Consider the following 18,207-nt stretch of genomic DNA (forward strand, 5'->3'; position numbering starts at 1 on the left):
GTTGGGTGTGGTGTGGGGGTTGTTTTTGTTGGTCATGAGGTCACCGTTTGGCGGGGGGCGGCGGCTCGGGCGGCTAGGTCGGCGGGGTCGGGGGCTACGCGGGTGTCGAGGACTCGGGCGGCTTTCCAGCTGACGAAGGCGCCGGTGGACGTCACCGGGTCCAGTTCGGGTTCGACCTCCAGGTGGACGGGGGTGGCGGGGCCGACCAGGGTGCGGAGGCGGTCCAGGGTGCCTGGGGTGGGGAGCTTTGTCAGGTCCAGGCGGACTGTGACCTTGGTGGGGCTGATTTCGACCTGGTAGCCGTAGCAGCCTTGGACGTTGTGGAGGATGGCGGCCTCCAGTTCGGTGGGGTGGAGCGTGGCGGCGCCGATCCGGAGGCGGTCGGCGGCCCGGCCGATGACGGTGGCGACGCGGCCGGGTGGGCCCGAGCCGGGGTCGGGGTCGATGCGGACCAGGTCGCCGGTGCGGTAGCGGATCAGGGGTTTGATGCCGTCTCCGAGCATCGTGAGGACGAGTTCGCCTTCGGCGCCCGAGCCGTCCTCGTCCTGGATAAGGGCGCCCGTCGACGGGTCCACGAGTTCGAAGACGTAGTTCGGTTCGGCGAGGCGGAGGCGGCCGTCAGGGGCGCCGGTGGCGATGCACAGGGCCTCCTGCGAGCCGTACAGGATGGGCGCGACGGTCGCGTCCGGCCACAGTGAGGAGACGTTGGCCGCGAACTCCGGCGTGCAGATCTCGCCGAGCACGAGGAACAGCTTGAGCGGCAGCTCCGCAAGCGAGAACCCGTGGTAGCGGGCCGCCTTGGCCAGGCTGAGGCACAGCGCGGGCGCACAGACCACGACCTCGACCCCGAGGTCCCGGATGAGCCGCAGCGCCTTGGCGAACCCGACGCGCGGCGACTCCGGCCAGAGCTTCACGTGGCACAGGTCGAGTTCCTCGGTGACGGCGGTGAACACGTCGCCGAACGCGTACAGCTCGGACGGCCCCATCAGCGCGACGACGGGCCGCCGAGCACCGAACCGGGCCTCGACCTGCCGCCGGAACGCGGCGGCGACCGACCGGTTGCTGGACACGATGTCGGCGTGCCCGCGCGGGCAGGGCGTCGGCGGCCCGGTCGTGCCGGTCGTCTCGTAGAAGATCCGCGCGTCGGACGGCGGCCCGGAGAGGATGCCGTAGCCCGCGTCCCGCAGGTCGGCCTTGGTGGTGAACGGCAGTTCCGCCAGCGGCACCGAGGCGAGGTCGAGCCCGCGCAGCCGCTCCCGGTAGAACGGCGACCCGTCAACCACCCTGGCCAGGACGGCGCGCAGCCGCGTCTCCCGCCAGGCGGCCAACTCGCCGTCGGTGAGCGTACGGGCCTCGTAAGCGGCGTGCAGCGCCGCGTGCGCGTCGAGGAAGCCGGTCATCCCCGCCCCCGCACGGTCTCGAAGGCGATGCCGACGCGCTCGTTGGCGTCCGGCACGGGCAGCGGCTCCCGCCCGGTCAGCCCCCGGTGCTCGGCGAGCAGCTCGATCATGTCGATCATCCGGTCGACCATGCGCTCGACGTTCGTCATGCCCTCCTCGTCGTGCAGCGCCTCGCCCGGGTGCAGCCCGTGGACGGCGGCGGGGAAGCCGCTCCCGACGAGGATCATCCGGTTGAGCAGGAGGTGCGCGGTCAGGTGCGTCCACGACTCGGTGGCGCTGTACCGGCGGGCGATCGCGATGGCGCCGCCGACCTTGTTCGTGAGCGGCCGTTCGAACCGCAGGTGGCAGACCCCGGCGCGTTCGATGAACGTCTGCATCAGGCCGGAGATCGCGAACCCCTGGACGGGCGCGGCGAAGATGACGCCGTCCGCCTCGCGCAGCACCCGCACCGCGGCGGGCAGGTCGTCCTGCATCGCGCAGACCTCGGTGCGGGCGTTGCAGTCGCCGCACGTGCCGGTGCCGAGCATCCGCAGGTCCCGGACGTCGATGACCTCGAAGGCGACGTCGCGGCGCTCGGCCATGGCCCCGACGTGCCGGAGGACGTCGGCTGTGTTGCCGTCCCTGATGGACCCGTTGACGGCGACGATCTTCGGTCGGGCGGGCATGCTGCCTCCTCGGTGTGCCGTGAGCTGGACGTGGCGCACGCTAGGCAGCCCGGGTTGGCGTCGGGTTACGGGTTAGGCCGTTCCGTAACCGGGGCCTAACCACGACCGTCTGCCTTTGGGGGCATGGAACCCCTGATCGAGTTGGCCGGGCCGTCCGACGCCGCGACCGCCCTGGTCTGCCTGCCGTTCGCGGGAGGCGGCACGAGCGCCTTCCACACCTGGCCGGGCGAGCTGCCCGCCGCCGTGTTCGCGGCGCGTCCGCCGGGCCGGGAGAGCCGCCTGTTGGAGCCCGCGCACACCGACGCCGCCTCGGTCGTCGCGGAGCTGCTTCCTGCGGCCGCCGCGTTGGCCGGGCGACGGCCTTACGCCGTGTTCGGGCACAGCATGGGCGCCCTGCTCGGCTACGAGCTCGTCCGGGCGCTGCGTAGGCGCGGCCTGCCTGAGCCGTCGTTCCTGGCGGTGTCCGGCCTGGAGGCGCCGCACCTGGACACGCACCGGGGCGCGCTGCACCGGCTGCCCGACGCCGCGCTCGCCGCCAAGCTGCGCGAGTACGGCGCGACCCCGCCCGAGCTCCTCGACGAACCGGGCCTGCTGGAGTTCTTCCTGCCGTCGATCCGCGCGGACTTCGCCGTCGTCGAGACCTACACGTACGCCGACGGCCCGCCGCTGCGCTGCCCGATCGTGGTGTTCCGCGGTGAGGCGGACCCGGAGGTGGGGGAGAAGGGCTGCCGGGAGTGGTCGCGGCACACCCTAGGGGAGTGCACGCTGACCACGCTGCCCGGCGGCCACTTCTACGGTGACGACGGCGCCAAGCTCCTGCGCGCCGCGCTCGGTTCCCTGCTCAGCGGCGGTCGAGCGCCAGCGTGAACCCGTCGGGCATGAAGAAGCCGGCCTCACGGATGGCCAGCTCGTAGCCCGGCGCGCCCTGGATCCGGTAGCGGCGCAGGATCAGCGCGAGCGCGAGCGTCGCCTCGTGCTGGGCGAACTGGCGGCCGATGCAGGCCCGCGCGCCCGTCCCGAACGGCTTGTAGGAGTGCGGGGCGCGGGCCCGGTTCGCCTCGGGGAGGAACCGGTCGGGGTCGAACGCCTCGGCGTCGCCGCCCCACACCGGGTCGCGGTGCAGCATCGGGACGAGCACGAGCGCCCACGCGCCCTTGCGCATCGGGTGGCCGCCGATCGACGTGTCCTGGAGCGCCTCGCGCATGAAGCCGGGCGTCGGCGGCCACAGCCGCAGCGCCTCGTCCAGGACGCGGCGGACGTAGCGGAGCTTCGCGAGGGTCTCGTACGTGGGCGCTTCGCCGTCGCCGAGTACCTCGTCGACCTCCGCGACGGCCCGCTTCAGCACGTCGGGGTGGGTGGACAGGAAGTAGAGGGCGAACGACAGCATGCCCGCCGAGGTGCCGTATCCGGCTATGAGGAACGTGAGGATCTGGAAGCGGATGTTCTCCGGCGTGAGCTTCTCGCCCTTGGCGTCCGCCGAGTCCAGCATCGCGTGCAGCAGGTCGGCGTGGTCGCCGCCCGACGTGCCACGGGTGGCCACGACCTCGTCCACGAGGTCGTGCATGTACTTGATCTTCCGGTCGTTCTCGGAGGCGCCCGCCTGCTGCGCGTCCGGCGGCATCATCGAGTACTGGAGCGTCTCCATCATCGCGGCGACCAGCGGGTGCAGGCCGTCGCGGGAGAACGAGTCGAAGTCGTAGCCGAACCCGACGCGTCCGATGGTCTCCAGCGCGAGCTTCGTCGCGTCGTCCACGACGTCCACCGGGTCGGCGCCGCACCGGGCGTCCCAATACTCCAGGAGACGGCCCACGGTGGTGAGCATGCCGTCGTGGTAGCGCTCCATCGCCTCACGGCTGAACGCCGGGCCGAGGACGTCGTGGGCGAGCCGCCAGTTCGGCTCGTCGTTGTACGCGGTGAACAGGCCGTCGCCGGTGACCGGCCGGAACGCGTCGATGCCGAACCCGACGTGCTTGGCGAACCGCGCCTCGTCGGACAGTTCGGCCACCAGGTCGGCGCCCGAGACCACCACCATCTCGAAGCCGGCCCCCGCCGTCGCGTAGATCGGGCCCAGCTTCCGCGCCCACGCCATCGCCGCCTGCATCGGCGTGTACTGGGTGACGCCCACCGCGTCCGGCGGCACGGGAACGCCTTCGGGGGGCTGCGGGACGCGGTCGAGCTCGGGCCACAGGTTGCCGGTTTCCGCCATGATCGTCTCCCTGGATCGGGGTCGTAGGACCGACCGGACCCTAGGACGGCCCAGTTGTCCGCCGGTTATGCGCGCTTCATAACCGGTGCCTAACCCTCCGGACCTTTGCTTTGCCGCGGACACCACGACGATCCGGGAGCGCGACATGAGCATCACCGAGGTCGGCGCCGCGTTCACCGCGCTCGCGGCGCGGGAGCTCGCCACCGAGGACCCAGAACTGACCACCCTGCTCGACGCCGAGCTCACCGCCCAGCGCGACACGCTCGCGATGGTCGCCTACGCGAGCCTCGCCGCGCCCTCGGTGCTGGCCTGCGGCGCCGCCGCGCTGGCCAACCTCACCGCGGAGGGCTATCCGGGCAAGCGCTACCACCCCGGCTGCGCCCGGCTCGACGACGTCGAACGGCTCGCCGTCGAGCGCGCCAAGACGGCGTTCGGCGCGCGGTACGCCAACGTGCAGCCGCACTCGTGCTCGTCAGCCAACCTCGCCGTTCTCTTCGCGCTGCTTTCGCCCGGCGACACCCTGCTCGGCATGGACCTCGACAGCGGCGGCCACCTCACCCACGGGTCGCCCGCCTCGGTCACCGGCCGCCACTTCCGCGCGCTCGCCTACCGGCTCGGCCCCGACGGGCTCCTCGACTACGACCACGTCCGGGACCTCGCCAAACGGCACGAACCCAAGGTGATCGTCGCGGGGGCCAGCGCCTACCCGCGCGCGTTCGACTACGTGGTCTTCCGGGAGATCGCCGACGAGGTGGGCGCCTACCTGCTCGCGGACATCTCGCACATCGCAGGCCTCGTGGCCGGGGGCATCCTGCCGAGCCCGATCGACCACGCGCACATCACCACAACGAGCACCTACAAGCAGCTCGGCGGGCCACGCGGCGGGCTCATCCTCAGCGGCGCCGAACACCTGACGGCGGGGCCCGGCGGCGTCCCGCTCGCCCGGCTGCTCGACCGTGCCGTCTTCCCCGCCAGCCAGGGCACCCTCAACCCCGCTGGGGTCGCCGCCAAGGCGCGCGCCCTCGACCTCGTCACCCGGCCGTCGTTCCGCGCCCTCGCCGAACGCATCGCCCTCGACGCCCGCGCCCTCGCCGCCGCCCTCGCCCGGCGCGGCTGGGAACCGCTGACCGGCGGCACCGACACGCACATGGTGATCGTCGACGTCGCCGCGCGCGGCCTCACCGGCGGCGCCGCCGAGACGGCCCTCGAATCCGCCGGAATCCTCGCCAACCGGAACCGGATCGCCGCCGACAGCGGCGTCCCCGGACAGACCAGCGGCCTGCGGTTCGGCACCAACATCCTCGCCCAGCGCGGGCTCAGCCCGTCCGACATGGACGCCTGCGCCGACCTCGCCGACCGGGTGCTCGGCGCGCTGCGCCCGCCGTCCTCCGCCCTGCCCGCCGACGTGCTGCGCGCGGTGCGCCGCGACGTCGCCGACCTGTGCGCCCGCTTCCCGATTCCCGGGTACTCCGGGTGAGAAAGGACAAAACCCCATGACCCAGCTCTCCGCGGACCGCGCGAACGCCTGCCGCGTCTACGACTACCTGATCGGCGGCTCGGCCGACCGCGACGTCGACCAGCCGCTGATCGACCAGCTCCTCGCCGTCGCGCCGACCACCCCCGACGTCGCGAAGGAGAACCGCTCGTTCATGCAGCGCGCCGTCCGGTACCTGCACGGGGAGGCCGGGATCACCCAGTTCCTCGACCTCGGCTCCGGCATCCCGGCGTCCGGGAACGTGCACGAGATCGCGCCCGACGCGACCATCGTCTACGTGGACATCGAGGACGTCGCCGTCGAACGGGCGCTCGGGCTCGTCGCCGACCTGCCACGGGTGACGGCGCTGCGAGCCGACATCCGGGACACGTCATACGTGCTATCCCACCCCGAGACGCGGCGCCTCATCGACTTCAGCAAGCCGGTCGCGCTGATCGCCACCGGGGTGTTCCCGTTCATCCCCGACACCGCCGACCCGGCCGGGATCGTCGCCGCCTACCGCGACGTGTGCGCCCCCGGCAGCCACCTCGCGCTCTCCCACGCGCTGACGGCCGAGCACTGGCCCGTCGCCGCCGAGAAGGTGCTGGCGATCTACCGCGAGCTCGCCCAGCCGATGTTCCCGCGGAGCCTGGAGCAGGTGACCGCGTTCTTCGCCGGCTACACGCTGGTCGAGCCCGGCCTCGTCCCGACGCCCGCCTGGCGTCCCGACGAGCCGGTGACCGAGGACCAGGTCGCCTACCGCCGCGCGATGGCCGGAGTCGGCGTTCTGAACTGATCCGGCGGCCCCAATAAAAGGGCCCCGCCTCGCGGCGGGGCCCTTTTCTCGCGGGTTCAGGCGGACACCGCCGGCCGCTGCCTCCGCAGAATTCGGCGGTACACCTGCTGGGTGAATTCGCTGGGCTCCACGTCGAAATCCTCGCGGAGCCGGGTCGCGCAAATTCCGTACCAGCGGCGGGCCGATCCGAGATTCCCCTGTTCACCGTGGGCCATGATCATGAGCTGGTAGGCCCGTTCGTTATAGGGGTCGATGTCGAGTGTGCGCCGACACCATCGGATGATCTCGTTGAGATCGCTGCGGGCGAACGACTCGTCGGCGAGCCAGGCGAGCGCGGGCAGCGCGAGGGCCTTGCACCACTCGCGCTGCTCCTCGATCCAGTCACCGCTCTCCCCGACGAGGAAACCGCCCTGGTACAGCTCCATCGCACCCGCGTAGGCGCCCGTCGCGGCCTCGCGGTCACCGGCCTGAGCAGCGGACCTGCCCTCGTCGACGCGCGCCTCGAACTCCTCGACGTCGACCCAGATCTGGTCGGCCCGCAGCACGTAGCCGAAGTCCTGGTGGATGATCCGGACGGACGACTCGGCGCCCGCCGCCTCGTCGAGAATCCGGCGCAGCGCGTGCACCGCGACCTTCAGGGAACTCGAACCCGGCGACCAGTCGCTGCGCGGCCAGAGCGTGTCGTACAGTTTGTCTTTCGGTACCACTCGCTCTCTGTTGATGACCAGGTACTGAAAGAGGTTGCGCGCCTTGCCGGCCCGCCATTGGTGTACTTCGTGACCGTGGATGGACACGGAGAAGCGGCCCATCAAGGCCACTCTCACTTCTGCATCGTTTGAGAATGACAGGCCCATAACAGCCCTCCGTCGGGAGCAACTCCCTTACAACAGGATAATAACGACCATTCGCGCATTGAGTTCGCCGCAAGCTGGTGCGGTAGCCCAGCCCGGCCGTCGGTTCGTCAATGGACACGTGATCCGCTGCCGTATCCTTTGCGGACACGCCGGAGACTTGGTGGAATATGAGCCGTCAATGGCCGGATCGGGTCGCCACCCGAAGAATATTGACCGGACAAGTCGCCGAATGGTAGGCCGGATAACGTCACGCTCAGTTCTGATCGGCTCTTGCGCCGTTTACCCGGATGACGAATCGTGTTCAATGACGAGACGTCCGGATGGCCGCGTCGATATTCGGGAAGAGCTGGTACGGAACGGCGTGGATGCCTTGCGCGGCGTCCGGCGGAACTGCAAACGCGGACAACCCGTGTCCGCTATTGCGCCGACTGAATTGTCACCCTCGGTGTCGCCCGGCCCGGCGCGGCGAAAGCGGCGAGCGCCGCCCCCTCGGCCTCGACGGCTTCCGTCTCGATTGCGGACAGGCCCACGAAGGGCGTCACGGACACCGACCCCCCGGCCTCGCTCCACACCCCGCGGACGAACCCGTCGACGAGAAAGGTGCCCTTGACGATGCCGTTCTTCGCCACGACCGCGGGCACGTGCGCGGCGTCGATGATCCGGGCGCGGTCCGCATGGGACAGGATCGCGCTGTCGTACTCGGCGAGGAACCGAACCGGCGCGGGCGCGTCCTCGGCCGGCAGCGTCGCGTCCGGCAGGTCGTACAGGACGCGTCCCGCCTCGTCCCGGTAGGTGCGCAGATCCAGGCCCGCGACGACCTCTGCGAGCCCGCCCAGGCCCGACCACTTCTGCATGTCGGCGACCGACGCGGGCCCGTACGCGGCCAGGTAGCGCCGCAGCGCCGCACCCACCTGGGCGGGCCGTTCCAGCGGCCTGTCCAGCCAGTCCTCGATGGCCGTCCAGGCGGGCTGGGCGCTCTTGCCCCACACCCCGCGCGGCGGCGTCTGCAGCACCGGGACGACGAACTGGGCGATCCGCGCCAGCTCGGCCGGCTTGCACTGCGGCCACGCCGCGGCGAGGTGCGCGCCGAGCTCCTTGGCGCCGCGCGGCTCCTTCAGGTACTCGCGCGCGGCGGCGGCGAGCGCCCCCAGGTCGTCGATCTTCTTCAGCTCGGCGGCCCGCCCCGGGTTTCCGGTCAGCTGCCTGTCGATGACGGGCGCGACCGCCGGGCGCAGCGCGAGGCAGTCGTCGGCCGTCACCAGGTGGACGGTGCACCGCATGAGCGTCGCCCGCACCACCTCCCTGTTCACCAGCAGTTCGACAAGCCGTTCCGGCGCGAAATCCGCGACCCGCGACCACAACGCGAAATACGGCGGCATAGGTTGCTGTGACTGGAGCCCGAACAGATGCCGAACAGCTTCCCCCACCCCCACCGATGCCCGCTCATCAAGAAGCTGCCGCCGCAGAAACGCCCGATTCAAGACCCGCCGACTCAGTGCCATACCCCAACGCTAACCATCCCCACCCACCCCACCTCCCAAACCACTCAACCGTGACCCACATCACATCCACCCAATTCCCCACCCACCTTGCCAAAGTCAATAACCCCGTCAACCTGACCGCAACCGGCCATCCCCGCATAGGTGACGGTTTTGGGTTGCAAGTCGCCGTGCGGACCTACCGCCGGGCCAGTCGGCGCAGCCATTCCCGCAGGAGGGCGGTCTCGGGCTCCGTGAGGATCTCGCCTGCGGCCGGGAGGACCGCGTCGAGGGTGAGTGCCCGTGCGGCGACGTCGCCGGTGGAGTCGGTGGGGACTTCGGCTCCTACGAGGATCGCGGAGAGTACGGCGTCGCGGACGCGTGGGGACAGCTCGTTCAGGGCGGGGTCGTCGCGGCGTGCGATCAGCCGCAGGGTCACGCCGATGGCCGCGGACTGGATCATGTGCGCGGCGACGTCGGCGGGCACCCGGAGCGCGCCGGTCGCGGCGACCCGTCGCATCGCCGCGAGGAGTGCCTGGTAGGCGGCCTTGGCCGGTGGCGAGGTGTCACCGCTGGCGGTGTTGGCGTACATGAGCACGTAGAGGTGTGGTCGCTCGCGCCCGAAGGCGACGTGGTTGTCCCAGCCGACCTGGAGGTCTTCGAACACGTTCCCGGTGCTGGCGTGGGCTTGGTGCTTGCTGGCGAGGTAGCGCTCGAATCCGTAGCTCGCGAGGGCGTCCAGAAGACCTCGCTTGTCACCGAACAGGCGGTAGAGCGTCGGTTGCTGAACGCCCGCGCCGGCGGCGACGGCGCGCGTGGAGACCGCCTCGTCCCCGCCGCCCTCCAGGAGTTCGAGACCCACCTGGAGGATCCGGTCGCGCACCGCCGTCTTCTCGTCCGCCATGTATCAATGCTAACGAATATCGGCTATCAGTATTGCAGGGGGTTCGGATCGCCGATAACATCATATGCGAATCACCGATAACACGGAGGTGTGCCCCATGGACAGGTTGCGTTATCTCGCGGAGCAGTTCCCCAGTGCGAACGACACGGGCCTTCTTGTGCTCCGCGTCGCCGTCGCCGTGATCTTCGTCGTGCACGGATACGGGGACATCTCCCAGCCCGGAGGCGTCACCTCGAACGTCGGCAACTACCAGGGCGCCGGGATCCCCCTGGCCGCGCTGACGGCCCCGTTCGCGGCCATCGTGCAGTTCTTCGGCGGCATCCTGCTCGTCGCCGGCCTGCTGAGCCGGGCGATCTGCGCCGGTCTGGCCGTGGTGATGGTCGGCGCGCTGGTCTTCGTGCACGCCGGCGAGTCGATCCCGATCGGTCCCGACGGAAGCGGCTCCGGCTTCGCCCTGATCATGGGGGCGGCCTCCTTCGCGCTCCTGCTGGCCGGCCCCGGCCGATTCAGCGCCGACTACGCGATCGCACAACGCTTCGCCGGCTCCCTGCGCCCGGTGACGACGGCGACCATCCGGAAGCACGCCGCCTGAACCCCACCCGTCGACCCCACCCATGATCTGCGAGCAGACCGGCGTCCCAGCCGAGCTGGGCGCCTCCCTCGCCTACGGCGGCTGCGCACATGATCATGGTTGGGGTGACGGTGAGCGCCCCTCCTGGCCGTCGGCGAACCTGGGCGGCGGCCGCTACCGCCAGGGGTCGAGGGCGTGCTTGCCCCGGGTCTGGCGGGCTTCGAGCCGCTGGAGCACCGACGGACCCTGGGCTAGGGGGTGGACCTCAGGGGCGCCGGGCGGGTAGACGCCCTGGGCGATCAGGGACTCCAGCTCGGTGAGGAGTTCGGCGAACATGGTGGGGGCGTGGGTCGCGAGCGCAAGGATGTGCAGCCCCTTGACCTGGACTCGGTGGGTGAACAGCAGGTCGTGCGTGGACAGGTCGGCGTGGCCGGAGGCGGCGCCGTACACGACGATGCTGCCGGTGACGGGACGGGTGACGGCGAGGCTGGCGGCGAAGGTCGCCCGGCCCACGGATTCCAGGACGAGGTCGACGGGGCCGGTGCGGCGGAGGATCTCTTCGTCCAGGGCGGGGTGGGCGCTGTCGATCACGTGGTCGGCGCCGAGGTCCTTGACGGTGTCATGCTTGGCGGGTGAGGCGGTGGCGATCACGCGTGCGCCGTAGTGGCGGGCGAGCCGCAGCGCGGCCTGGCCCACGCCTCCGGCCGCGGCGTGGATGAGGACGACCTCGCCCGCGGCCAGCCGACCGAGCGGCTTCAACGCCGCCAGGGCGGTCGCCCAGTTCAGGACGAGCCCGAGGGACTGGGCGTCGGTCCAGCCCGTGGGAACGGGGAGCACGCCGTCGGCGGGCATGGCCATGTATTGGGCGAAGGCCCCCGACCCGACCCCGACCACGTGGGTGCCCAACGGTAGGAGGGCCTCTGCCCCAGGACCGTGGGCCACGATCTCACCGGCGGCCTCGAAGCCGGCGGTGTAGGGGGCCTCGGGGCCGCCTTCGTAGGTGCCGAGGGTCTGCATGACGTCCGCGAAGTTGACCCCCGCCGCCCCGACGCGGATCAGGTACTCCCCGGCGCTCGGAGTGGGCACGCGGTGGTCGTTGACGAGGGTCAGGTCCTTCGGCCCCTGGTGGGACACCTGGACCAGGGCGCGTGTCGGCTCGTTGTGGTTCATGCGGCAGACCGTAAAACCCTGACGTGTGTGTCAAGGTCAAGGCACCCGGTCGGGCCGGGCCGCCGCCAGGTAGGCGTCGAGGGCGGCCTGCCGCTCGGCGAGCCCGGCGATGCGCTCGGCGAGGCGGTCGCGGTAACTCTGCACCTGCGCCAGGAACTCGGCGCAGACCCCGTCCTGGGACGTGACATAGGGCAGCACCTCCTTCACCAGCCGGACCGGAAGCCCCGCGTCCAGCAACGCGCGAACGAGACGGACGCGCTCGATCGTCGACTGGCAGTAGTCCCGATACCCGTTAGCCGACCGTCCAGAGACGATCAGCCCCTCCTCCTCGTAGTACCGCAGCGACCGTGCACTAACCCCGCTGACCCTGGCAGCTTCACTGATCCTCACACCCACTAAACCCCCGAACCCCACCCAATCTTCCTAAAGCCCCCCAAACACCAAAAAGGCCCCAGAGCCAGAAGCTCTGAGACCTTTCGCCCCTACCGGGTGCCGCTTCACGCCAACACCCCAAGGTGGAGATGAGGGGATTCGAACCCCTGACCCCTTCGATGCGAACACCCAGAGCTACCAGACCGTTTCCCCAGCTCAGAGCCATGATCGCAGGTTGGCCCAAGCATGATGCCCGCATCTGACCGCGCCTGACCGCATCTGAGCCCTCCTCCCAGCGACTCACCGCACCGCCACTGCCCACGGTTTCGCTCTCATCGTCCGAGCTATACCCACCACCATCACCCACACGGTGTGGCCTCTACGACCCTGATTCACTTGCGCTCGTAACCCGTGACGCTGACTTTCATCAGCGCCCCGGGTCACGAATTTCACCAGCATTCAGCCGACGGCCATGCACGATCGGATCAAGGCTGTCGGCGAGCGCAAGCCCGAAAGCAACCCACGGATCTGGCTCTTCCCCAGGCACACTGCTCGCTTCCAAGGCACGGCAGAATTCACGGATGCCGGCTGCTTTCCTCCAGTCCTCCCACGCCTGCTCGAACACCCAGCAACGACGGATCGCCAACGCCTCGAAAGCGACTTCCTGCCGCCGATCCCATCTCCTACTTCCAGAATTAGATCGCGTCTTCGTCACCGCCTGCAGCGAGCACCCATCCGCGCGGCACGGGGACCATCCTGGAGGCGACGACTGGTCCATCTCACATCATCGACGGCGATGGCCGTCGAACCGATCGGTGAGCACCCAGTGATCGTCGATATGAAGGATGGCTCTTCGCCTCACAACTCGGCGACACTCCACAATCCGCATAGATGTTGATCACCTCGCGCAAGGTGGCTTCGCGCCAGAGTGAAGCAACGACAGTCCGCCCCGGTCCGGCATTCCACTCCTCCGTGATGATCTAGATCCAATGTGCAGGAATCGAAAATTCCCAACATCGCCTACATAAGCTGAGATCAGGAACGCATCTAGGGGTGAAGATCTTGCTTACCTGGATTCCACACCGCACCTCCCAACTGCTGACGGCCGTCACCTTCGTGGTGGCCACCACGCTCTCAGCACTCGTCAATGTGTGGACAGAAGGCTGGGCGTGGCCGGTTGGTGTCGGGATCGTGGTCCTGGTCGTCTGCCAGATCCTGACGGAAATCGTCCGTGCCGGAGACACGTCCGAGGGTCCGCCACCAAGCCCGCCGTTGCACGTGGAGCAGGTGTTTCGAGACGTCAGTGACAGTGAGGTCAGCGGTATTGCCCGCGATCACGTGGGCGGTGCCGTCGACGTGCGGCAACGCTTCCAGAACGTAAGCGGCTCGCGGGTTGTCGGGGTCAGCGAGGTTGATCGAATATGAAGGATTCGGTCAGCAGCGGCATCCCCGCCGAACTGACTGCGCCGTCGGACGAGTTCGTAGTGTCCGCAGCCCTATTCGACCGGATCGCCGAGCGCCACGCCCTAGGCAGCCCTCTCCTGTTGCTCGTGGCAGAACCCGGATTCGGCAAGACGTCGATCGCCATGCGGCTGGTCCAGATCTCGCTCGGCTCCTGCCCGACTGCGCACGGCTTCACACCAGGCTGGATTCACGCCTGGCATTTCTGTCAAGCCCGCCGTTATGAGTCGCTGAACCCACGAGCCGTCCTAGAACGTCTGGCCTCCCAGCTCTGCAAGACCGTGCCCGGCTACGCCGAGCAGATCGCACACGGAGATGACATCAGTGTCACCGTTACGCAATCCATCTCCGGGGACGTCCACGGCTCCTCCATCACAGGCATCGGAAGCCTCGTCCTGCCCGCCACCGATCTGCGACGGCTCCTGCACGACTACTTCCGGAAGCCGCTGGCCCATCTGGACCGGACCGTGACGATCCTCATAGACGCGATCGATGAGTGCGACGAACAGAACGATGCAGCATCCTCTCTCGCTTGGCTGCTCTCGACCATCCAGAACGACCCGATTCCACAACTCCGTCTCATAGCGACCACCCGAACCGGTGCTACCGCCCGCCGCTTCACCGATGGCCACATGGCCCTGGCGGAGATCCCGTCCTCCCATACCGGCGATGTACGCCACTACGCGCTGCGCCGCCTCAGGGAGACCGGCGTCCCTGATTCCGAGCTCCTGGCCAACCGGATCAGTGACGCGGCGAACGGCAACTTCCTCTACGCCGTCTGCGCGGTCGGTCAGTGCATCAGCGAGCCAGCTCATCGCCTGGGCTCCCTGCCTTCCGGGCTCGCCGAGCTCTACCGCGAGTTCTTGTCCCGCAGGATCGCCGCCGACGCCGATCGGTGGCGCGGCACGGTCCGGCCCATCCTCGGGTTGCTCGTACAGAGCAGAGGCGAGGGCTTCACCCGCCGGCAACTGACCACGATCTCGGGACTCGCGCCCTCCGCGGTCGATGAGGCTTTGGACCTGTGCTCCCCTTATCTGTCCGGCGAAGGCGACGGCCCCTTCCTCCCCCATCACGAGGCGCTGCGGAACTACCTCCGGACTTCACCAGAGCACCGTATCTATCCGCTGGAGGCGACCCGCCGCATCGTGAACGCCCTGACGGCGGGGCGGATGGAGCCTCATGCCATCGCTCATCTGCTGGGCTACCTGGCCGACTATCGTCAGGCAGCAGAACACGAGGAAATCGATGACGTCGTCCAAGTCACCGAGAAGACGGTCACAGACCCCACCTTTCTGCGAGCGCGGCTGGCCGCATCCGGTGTCGATTCTCTCTCGGCGGAAGTCGGGGCACTACGCAAGATCTTCAAGGAGAGCCTCCTTCTCGAGACCATTCATGGCGCCCTCACCCAGCAAGCGCACAACCTGCGGTCCCGGCTCGCAAGACGGCGGCCCGGCCTCACGCTCACGCAGCTCCAATACGGGTGCGCCAACTTCGGAGTTCCTGACCTGATAACAGGTTGTCCCGCTGAGGACGAGCCAACGCTTCGGGCCGAGTGGAGTGCGCCCCGTGAGGGCACCTGGCTGCTGGCACACACCCTGGCCCAGCCCGGAACCGGTTTCGGCGAGCTGGCTCTGTCTCCCGATGAGAAGCTTGTCGCGGTCAACAGATTCAAAGGCGTCGACCTCTGCGACACCGTGACCGGGGCCTTGATACAGAGCTTCTCCAGTAGTGACCACAGGGTCTGGGGCATCGGTTTCAGCGAAGACGGTCGCCGTGTGCTGGCCATGCTAGAAGGCCGGAATGTCGTGGCGTGGGACATCAACACCCGGGAGCAAGTCCTCGCGACTCCCGAGGACTTGCTCGCCCTCCCTTGGAAAGTGCCACCGGCCATCCCCTTCTACATTGACGCCCAGAAGGATTCCGATGACGGTCCGATCGCCGCGATCACTCCGGATGGACGTTACGCAGTCGTCTTGTGCAAGGAGCGGAAGACAGGGTTTATCGCGGTCTGGGACCTGCGTCGCCGCGAGATCATCGGCACTTTCTTCGCCGATGCGGTCACTGCGCTGGCGATCACGGCCGATGCTCGCTTGGTCATCGTCGGTGAGATCACGCGAGGCGTCTATGCCATAGCGCCACCACCTGGAATCGGGCGCACCACTCGCCAAGGTCACCGCTGGCCGGTCGAAGCGATCGCGCTCAGCGGTGATCGCGCGGTGTCCGTCGGGAGAGATGGAACGACCATAGTGTGGGCCGTTTCATCCGGCCACCCCGAGCTCATCCTCCCCGGACCGCACGCCGATTCGGTCGGCCTCACGCCCGACGGGGCCTGCCACGTCGTAGCGAGGAACCATGACCTCGACATCTTCGAATTGGGCCTGCGGCTGGTCGTTCGCAGGCTGATGGTGGAGGGCGTCCCCGCCGATGAGCAGTGGGAATCCCGTGACGGAGCGCGCGAATCAGAGCTGCCCCCCATAGGATTCGACCCACCGTACCCTGAGCGAAGGCCGGTCCGTTTCTACGTCGACGCCGACCGTCACTGGAGCACGATCGCCATGGACGTCTCCCCCGATGGCCGCTTCGCCGTCACTGGCACCACCCATGGCGTGCTTCGCGTCTGGGATCTGGACACAGGGGATCTCCACCGCGAGTTCACCAGAGACGGCTGTTTCATCCCTGCCGTGAAGTTCGCGGCGGAGGGAAAAACCGTCGTGACCGTGTCTCGGACTGGCGGGCTTTACCTCCCGGACCTGGTCTCCGTCGACAGATGGTCCATCTCGTCCGGCGACCGGATCGAGCGGCTCTGGCCGCCCGCCTCGGGGGCCTTCCACGAGATACCTTGCGGCGAAGCGGCCGCGATCAGCCGTGACGGCCGATTCCTGGCCATGGAGGGGGAGAACGGGATGGTCGTCGTGCACGATCTTCTGATTCGTCACGAAGTAGGCCGTCTCACCGTGCACGGCAGGCTCCTCAAGCTCGCGATCGACGGCACACGAGTACTCGTGGGCACTGACCGAGGGGAGGTGACCCTCATCCGATTCTCGCCGGACGGGCCTGAAAATGGTGCCCGCCGGTGACTTGGCCGAGGGGCTCGCCGCCTCCTCGGTCCTGCGGCAAGCAGCCATCCGCATAGTTTTGCCCCATTGGTCGCAATGTCCGCAGGGGTGACATGTACTTGAGCTGAGTCGTCGAGAGCTTCTGGGGCGACCTTGGGAACCCGGATCGACTTTCGCACGAAACGGACCGATCCCCAGCACAGCGCTTGGACCCCGACCCTCGCCGGGTCGAGGTGGAGTACAGCATGCTCTATGTGCGAAAGGGGATGCCGCCGACCTCGCGGCCCTCTCCGAGCTCTACCCGAGCACGATGTCGCGACCTCGTGGGCGATGTCGCTAACGAGCCCCGCCCGGGGGCTCGCAAGGGGTTCGTGACGATGTAGTTCAGCTCGTTGATCGTAAACATGGGGTGGAGAAGGCGAAGGCTTGGAGCCGCTCAAACTCCTCGAATGCCCGCATGGTCGCGAGGAGCTGCCCGCGCCGACGATCCGGCACTGCATGACCATCCTCAGCGCCGTGTTCAACACCACGCTCACCGACGACGTGATCGTCCATCATCCGTGCCGCGGGGTGAAGTATCCGCCGGTACCGAGGAAGACCTACACGATCATCACGCCGGAGCAGTTCGAGCGGCTCTATAAGCAGCTGCCGGATGAGCGGGCGAAGCTGCTGGTAGAGCTAGCCGTCGAGTCGGGGCTCCGGTGGGGCGAGCTCATCGAGCTGCGGCCCATGGATTACGAGCGGGCCACTCGGGTCATCCTGGTCCGGCGGGTGGTCTGTGAGCCCGTCGCCAAGCGGGATGCGCTGCGGCGCCGCTTCCTGGTGAAGGACTACCCTAAGGACCGCGACCACCGGAAAGTGAAGATCGGCCAGGAGGTAGGAGCCAGGCTCTGCGCCTACATCGACGCCGAGCACATCGCGCCCGACGAGCTGATCTTCCAGCTCCGGGACGAGGAGCGGGTCCGGAAACGGAGGCGGAAACCGCTGCCGGGCCCCGACACCCTCGGCGACACCGAGCCGAATGCCGCGGGGCCGCGTCTACCGGCATGGGACGACGACCGCTTACCACTCGGGGCCCTGCCGCTGCGTGCATTGCCGGGCCGTCTACGCCGGCTACCGGGCCCGCCGCCGGGCTCTCGGCAAGGACCAGCGACCAGGGAGGGCGCGGCTGGTGGACGCCGACGGCCATATCCCGTGCCGCTGGTTCCAGGACCACGCCTGGCGGCCAGCGCTGCATGGCTCGAACCTGCCGGTCAAAGTTTGTTTCCAGGACCTGCGGCACGCCCACGCGTCCTGGAGCCTGGCCGGCGGCACCGACCTCACCGCGGTGAAAGACCGACTCGGACACGCCAACATCGCCACCACCAGTGGCGCCCTGCACGCCCTGGACGGCGCGGACGAGGACGCGATCGACGCCTTCGCCACGGTCCGTCACCGTATACCCCCCGCCGGACCCGAAGCCTGACCCACCGCCGCGCTACCGTGCTTCCGGACGCGCGGTCGCGTTCCCGCAGCCGTTCGCGCCTTCTCCCCGGTTTCTGCGGGCAAAGTGCGGACATAAACGATCAAAGGGTCTGATCGAGCATTCTCGATCAGACCCTTTGAGCTGGGACGATGTTCCAACCTTTGGGTGGAGATGAGGGGATTCGAACCCCTGACCCCTTCGATGCGAACGAAGTGCGCTACCGGACTGCGCTACATCCCCTGGGAACGGGTCAACCTTAGCAAACATCGGGAGTGGTTGGTGCAGCGGATAGGGGGGTGGTGGGGGTGGGAGATCTCTAGGATGGTGGCGGGTTG

The 18,207-nt window shown here is 68.7% G+C and carries 16 protein-coding genes and 1 tRNA gene; 7 read left to right on the forward strand and 10 right to left on the reverse strand.

Going from position 1 to position 18,207, the window contains the following annotated elements:
- Window positions 1–32: 32 nt before the first annotated feature.
- Together LO762_RS00850 and LO762_RS00855 are read right to left on the reverse strand one after the other, a co-directional pair.
- The gene (locus LO762_RS00850) at window positions 33–1,400 is read right to left on the reverse strand and encodes a phenylacetate--CoA ligase family protein (RefSeq protein WP_230611465.1); all 1,368 of its coding nucleotides are present in this window, start codon (window positions 1,398–1,400) and stop codon (window positions 33–35) included.
- Entirely contained in the window at window positions 1,397–2,065 is a 669-nt protein-coding gene (locus LO762_RS00855; RefSeq protein WP_230611471.1) for a flavodoxin family protein, read from the reverse strand. Before LO762_RS00855 ends, LO762_RS00850 begins: the two co-directional genes overlap by 4 nt.
- A gap of 123 nt (window positions 2,066–2,188) precedes the next feature.
- Here LO762_RS00855 and LO762_RS00860 point away from each other — a divergent pair, with 123 nt between their 5' ends.
- Window positions 2,189–2,932 carry a thioesterase II family protein gene (locus LO762_RS00860; RefSeq protein WP_230611474.1) on the forward strand — a complete coding sequence of 248 codons (744 nt, stop codon included), beginning with the start codon at window positions 2,189–2,191 and terminating at the stop codon, window positions 2,930–2,932.
- Here LO762_RS00860 and LO762_RS00865 read toward each other — a convergent pair.
- Entirely contained in the window at window positions 2,907–4,271 is a 1,365-nt protein-coding gene (locus LO762_RS00865) for a cytochrome P450 (protein ID WP_230611478.1), read from the reverse strand. The two genes, LO762_RS00860 and LO762_RS00865, sit on opposite strands and share 26 nt — an antisense overlap.
- 145 nt (window positions 4,272–4,416) lie before the next feature.
- On the opposite strand from LO762_RS00865, the gene glyA reads away from it, so the two are divergent.
- Entirely contained in the window at window positions 4,417–5,748 is a 1,332-nt protein-coding gene (gene glyA / locus LO762_RS00870) for a serine hydroxymethyltransferase (RefSeq protein ID WP_230611481.1), read from the forward strand.
- Window positions 5,749–5,764: 16 nt separating this feature from the next.
- On the forward strand, window positions 5,765–6,541 hold the full coding sequence (locus LO762_RS00875) for an SAM-dependent methyltransferase (RefSeq protein ID WP_230611483.1): 777 nt from the start codon (window positions 5,765–5,767) through the stop codon (window positions 6,539–6,541).
- Between the two features lie 56 nt (window positions 6,542–6,597).
- On the opposite strand, the gene LO762_RS00880 is transcribed toward LO762_RS00875, so the two are convergent.
- From LO762_RS00880 to LO762_RS00890, 3 genes are all read right to left on the reverse strand, one after another.
- Window positions 6,598–7,395, reverse strand: a complete 798-nt coding sequence (locus LO762_RS00880; RefSeq protein WP_308103166.1) for a BTAD domain-containing putative transcriptional regulator — start codon at window positions 7,393–7,395, stop codon at window positions 6,598–6,600.
- Window positions 7,396–7,811: 416 nt separating this feature from the next.
- Window positions 7,812–8,897, reverse strand: a complete 1,086-nt coding sequence (locus LO762_RS00885; protein WP_255684367.1) for a winged helix DNA-binding domain-containing protein — start codon at window positions 8,895–8,897, stop codon at window positions 7,812–7,814.
- 175 nt (window positions 8,898–9,072) lie between these two features.
- Window positions 9,073–9,777: a TetR/AcrR family transcriptional regulator gene (locus LO762_RS00890; RefSeq protein WP_230611492.1), complete on the reverse strand. Its 705-nt coding sequence runs from the start codon at window positions 9,775–9,777 to the stop codon at window positions 9,073–9,075.
- Window positions 9,778–9,874: 97 nt separating this feature from the next.
- On the opposite strand from LO762_RS00890, the gene LO762_RS00895 reads away from it, so the two are divergent.
- Window positions 9,875–10,369 carry a DoxX family protein gene (locus LO762_RS00895; RefSeq protein WP_230611495.1) on the forward strand — a complete coding sequence of 165 codons (495 nt, stop codon included), beginning with the start codon at window positions 9,875–9,877 and terminating at the stop codon, window positions 10,367–10,369.
- Between the two features lie 153 nt (window positions 10,370–10,522).
- Here LO762_RS00895 and LO762_RS00900 read toward each other — a convergent pair whose 3' ends face one another.
- The 3 genes from LO762_RS00900 to LO762_RS00910 form a co-directional block, all read right to left on the reverse strand.
- Window positions 10,523–11,518: a zinc-binding dehydrogenase gene (locus tag LO762_RS00900; protein ID WP_230611498.1), complete on the reverse strand. Its 996-nt coding sequence runs from the start codon at window positions 11,516–11,518 to the stop codon at window positions 10,523–10,525.
- Between the two features lie 36 nt (window positions 11,519–11,554).
- Window positions 11,555–11,908 (reverse strand): MerR family transcriptional regulator, encoded by a 354-nt coding sequence (locus tag LO762_RS00905; protein WP_230611501.1) that lies wholly within the window; start codon window positions 11,906–11,908, stop codon window positions 11,555–11,557.
- Window positions 11,909–12,317: 409 nt separating this feature from the next.
- Window positions 12,318–12,515, reverse strand: coding sequence for a hypothetical protein (locus tag LO762_RS00910; RefSeq protein ID WP_230611504.1), 198 nt, complete (start codon window positions 12,513–12,515; stop codon window positions 12,318–12,320).
- Between the two features lie 428 nt (window positions 12,516–12,943).
- Between LO762_RS00910 and LO762_RS00915 the strand changes: the two genes are divergently transcribed.
- From LO762_RS00915 to LO762_RS33810, 3 genes are all read left to right on the forward strand, one after another.
- The gene (locus tag LO762_RS00915; protein WP_230611508.1) at window positions 12,944–13,315 is read left to right on the forward strand and encodes a hypothetical protein; all 372 of its coding nucleotides are present in this window, start codon (window positions 12,944–12,946) and stop codon (window positions 13,313–13,315) included.
- Window positions 13,312–16,428 carry a WD40 repeat domain-containing protein gene (locus LO762_RS00920; RefSeq protein WP_230611511.1) on the forward strand — a complete coding sequence of 1,039 codons (3,117 nt, stop codon included), beginning with the start codon at window positions 13,312–13,314 and terminating at the stop codon, window positions 16,426–16,428. Before LO762_RS00915 ends, LO762_RS00920 begins: the two co-directional genes overlap by 4 nt.
- Window positions 16,429–17,578: 1,150 nt before the next feature.
- Window positions 17,579–17,872: a tyrosine-type recombinase/integrase gene (locus tag LO762_RS33810; RefSeq protein ID WP_230612858.1), complete on the forward strand. Its 294-nt coding sequence runs from the start codon at window positions 17,579–17,581 to the stop codon at window positions 17,870–17,872.
- A gap of 166 nt (window positions 17,873–18,038) precedes the next feature.
- On the opposite strand, the gene LO762_RS00930 is transcribed toward LO762_RS33810, so the two are convergent.
- Window positions 18,039–18,112: transfer RNA gene (locus LO762_RS00930), tRNA-Ala, on the reverse strand.
- Window positions 18,113–18,207: the final 95 nt, after the last annotated feature.

Source organism: Actinocorallia sp. API 0066 (genome assembly GCF_020991275.1).
Lineage (GTDB): Bacteria > Actinomycetota > Actinomycetes > Streptosporangiales > Streptosporangiaceae > Actinocorallia.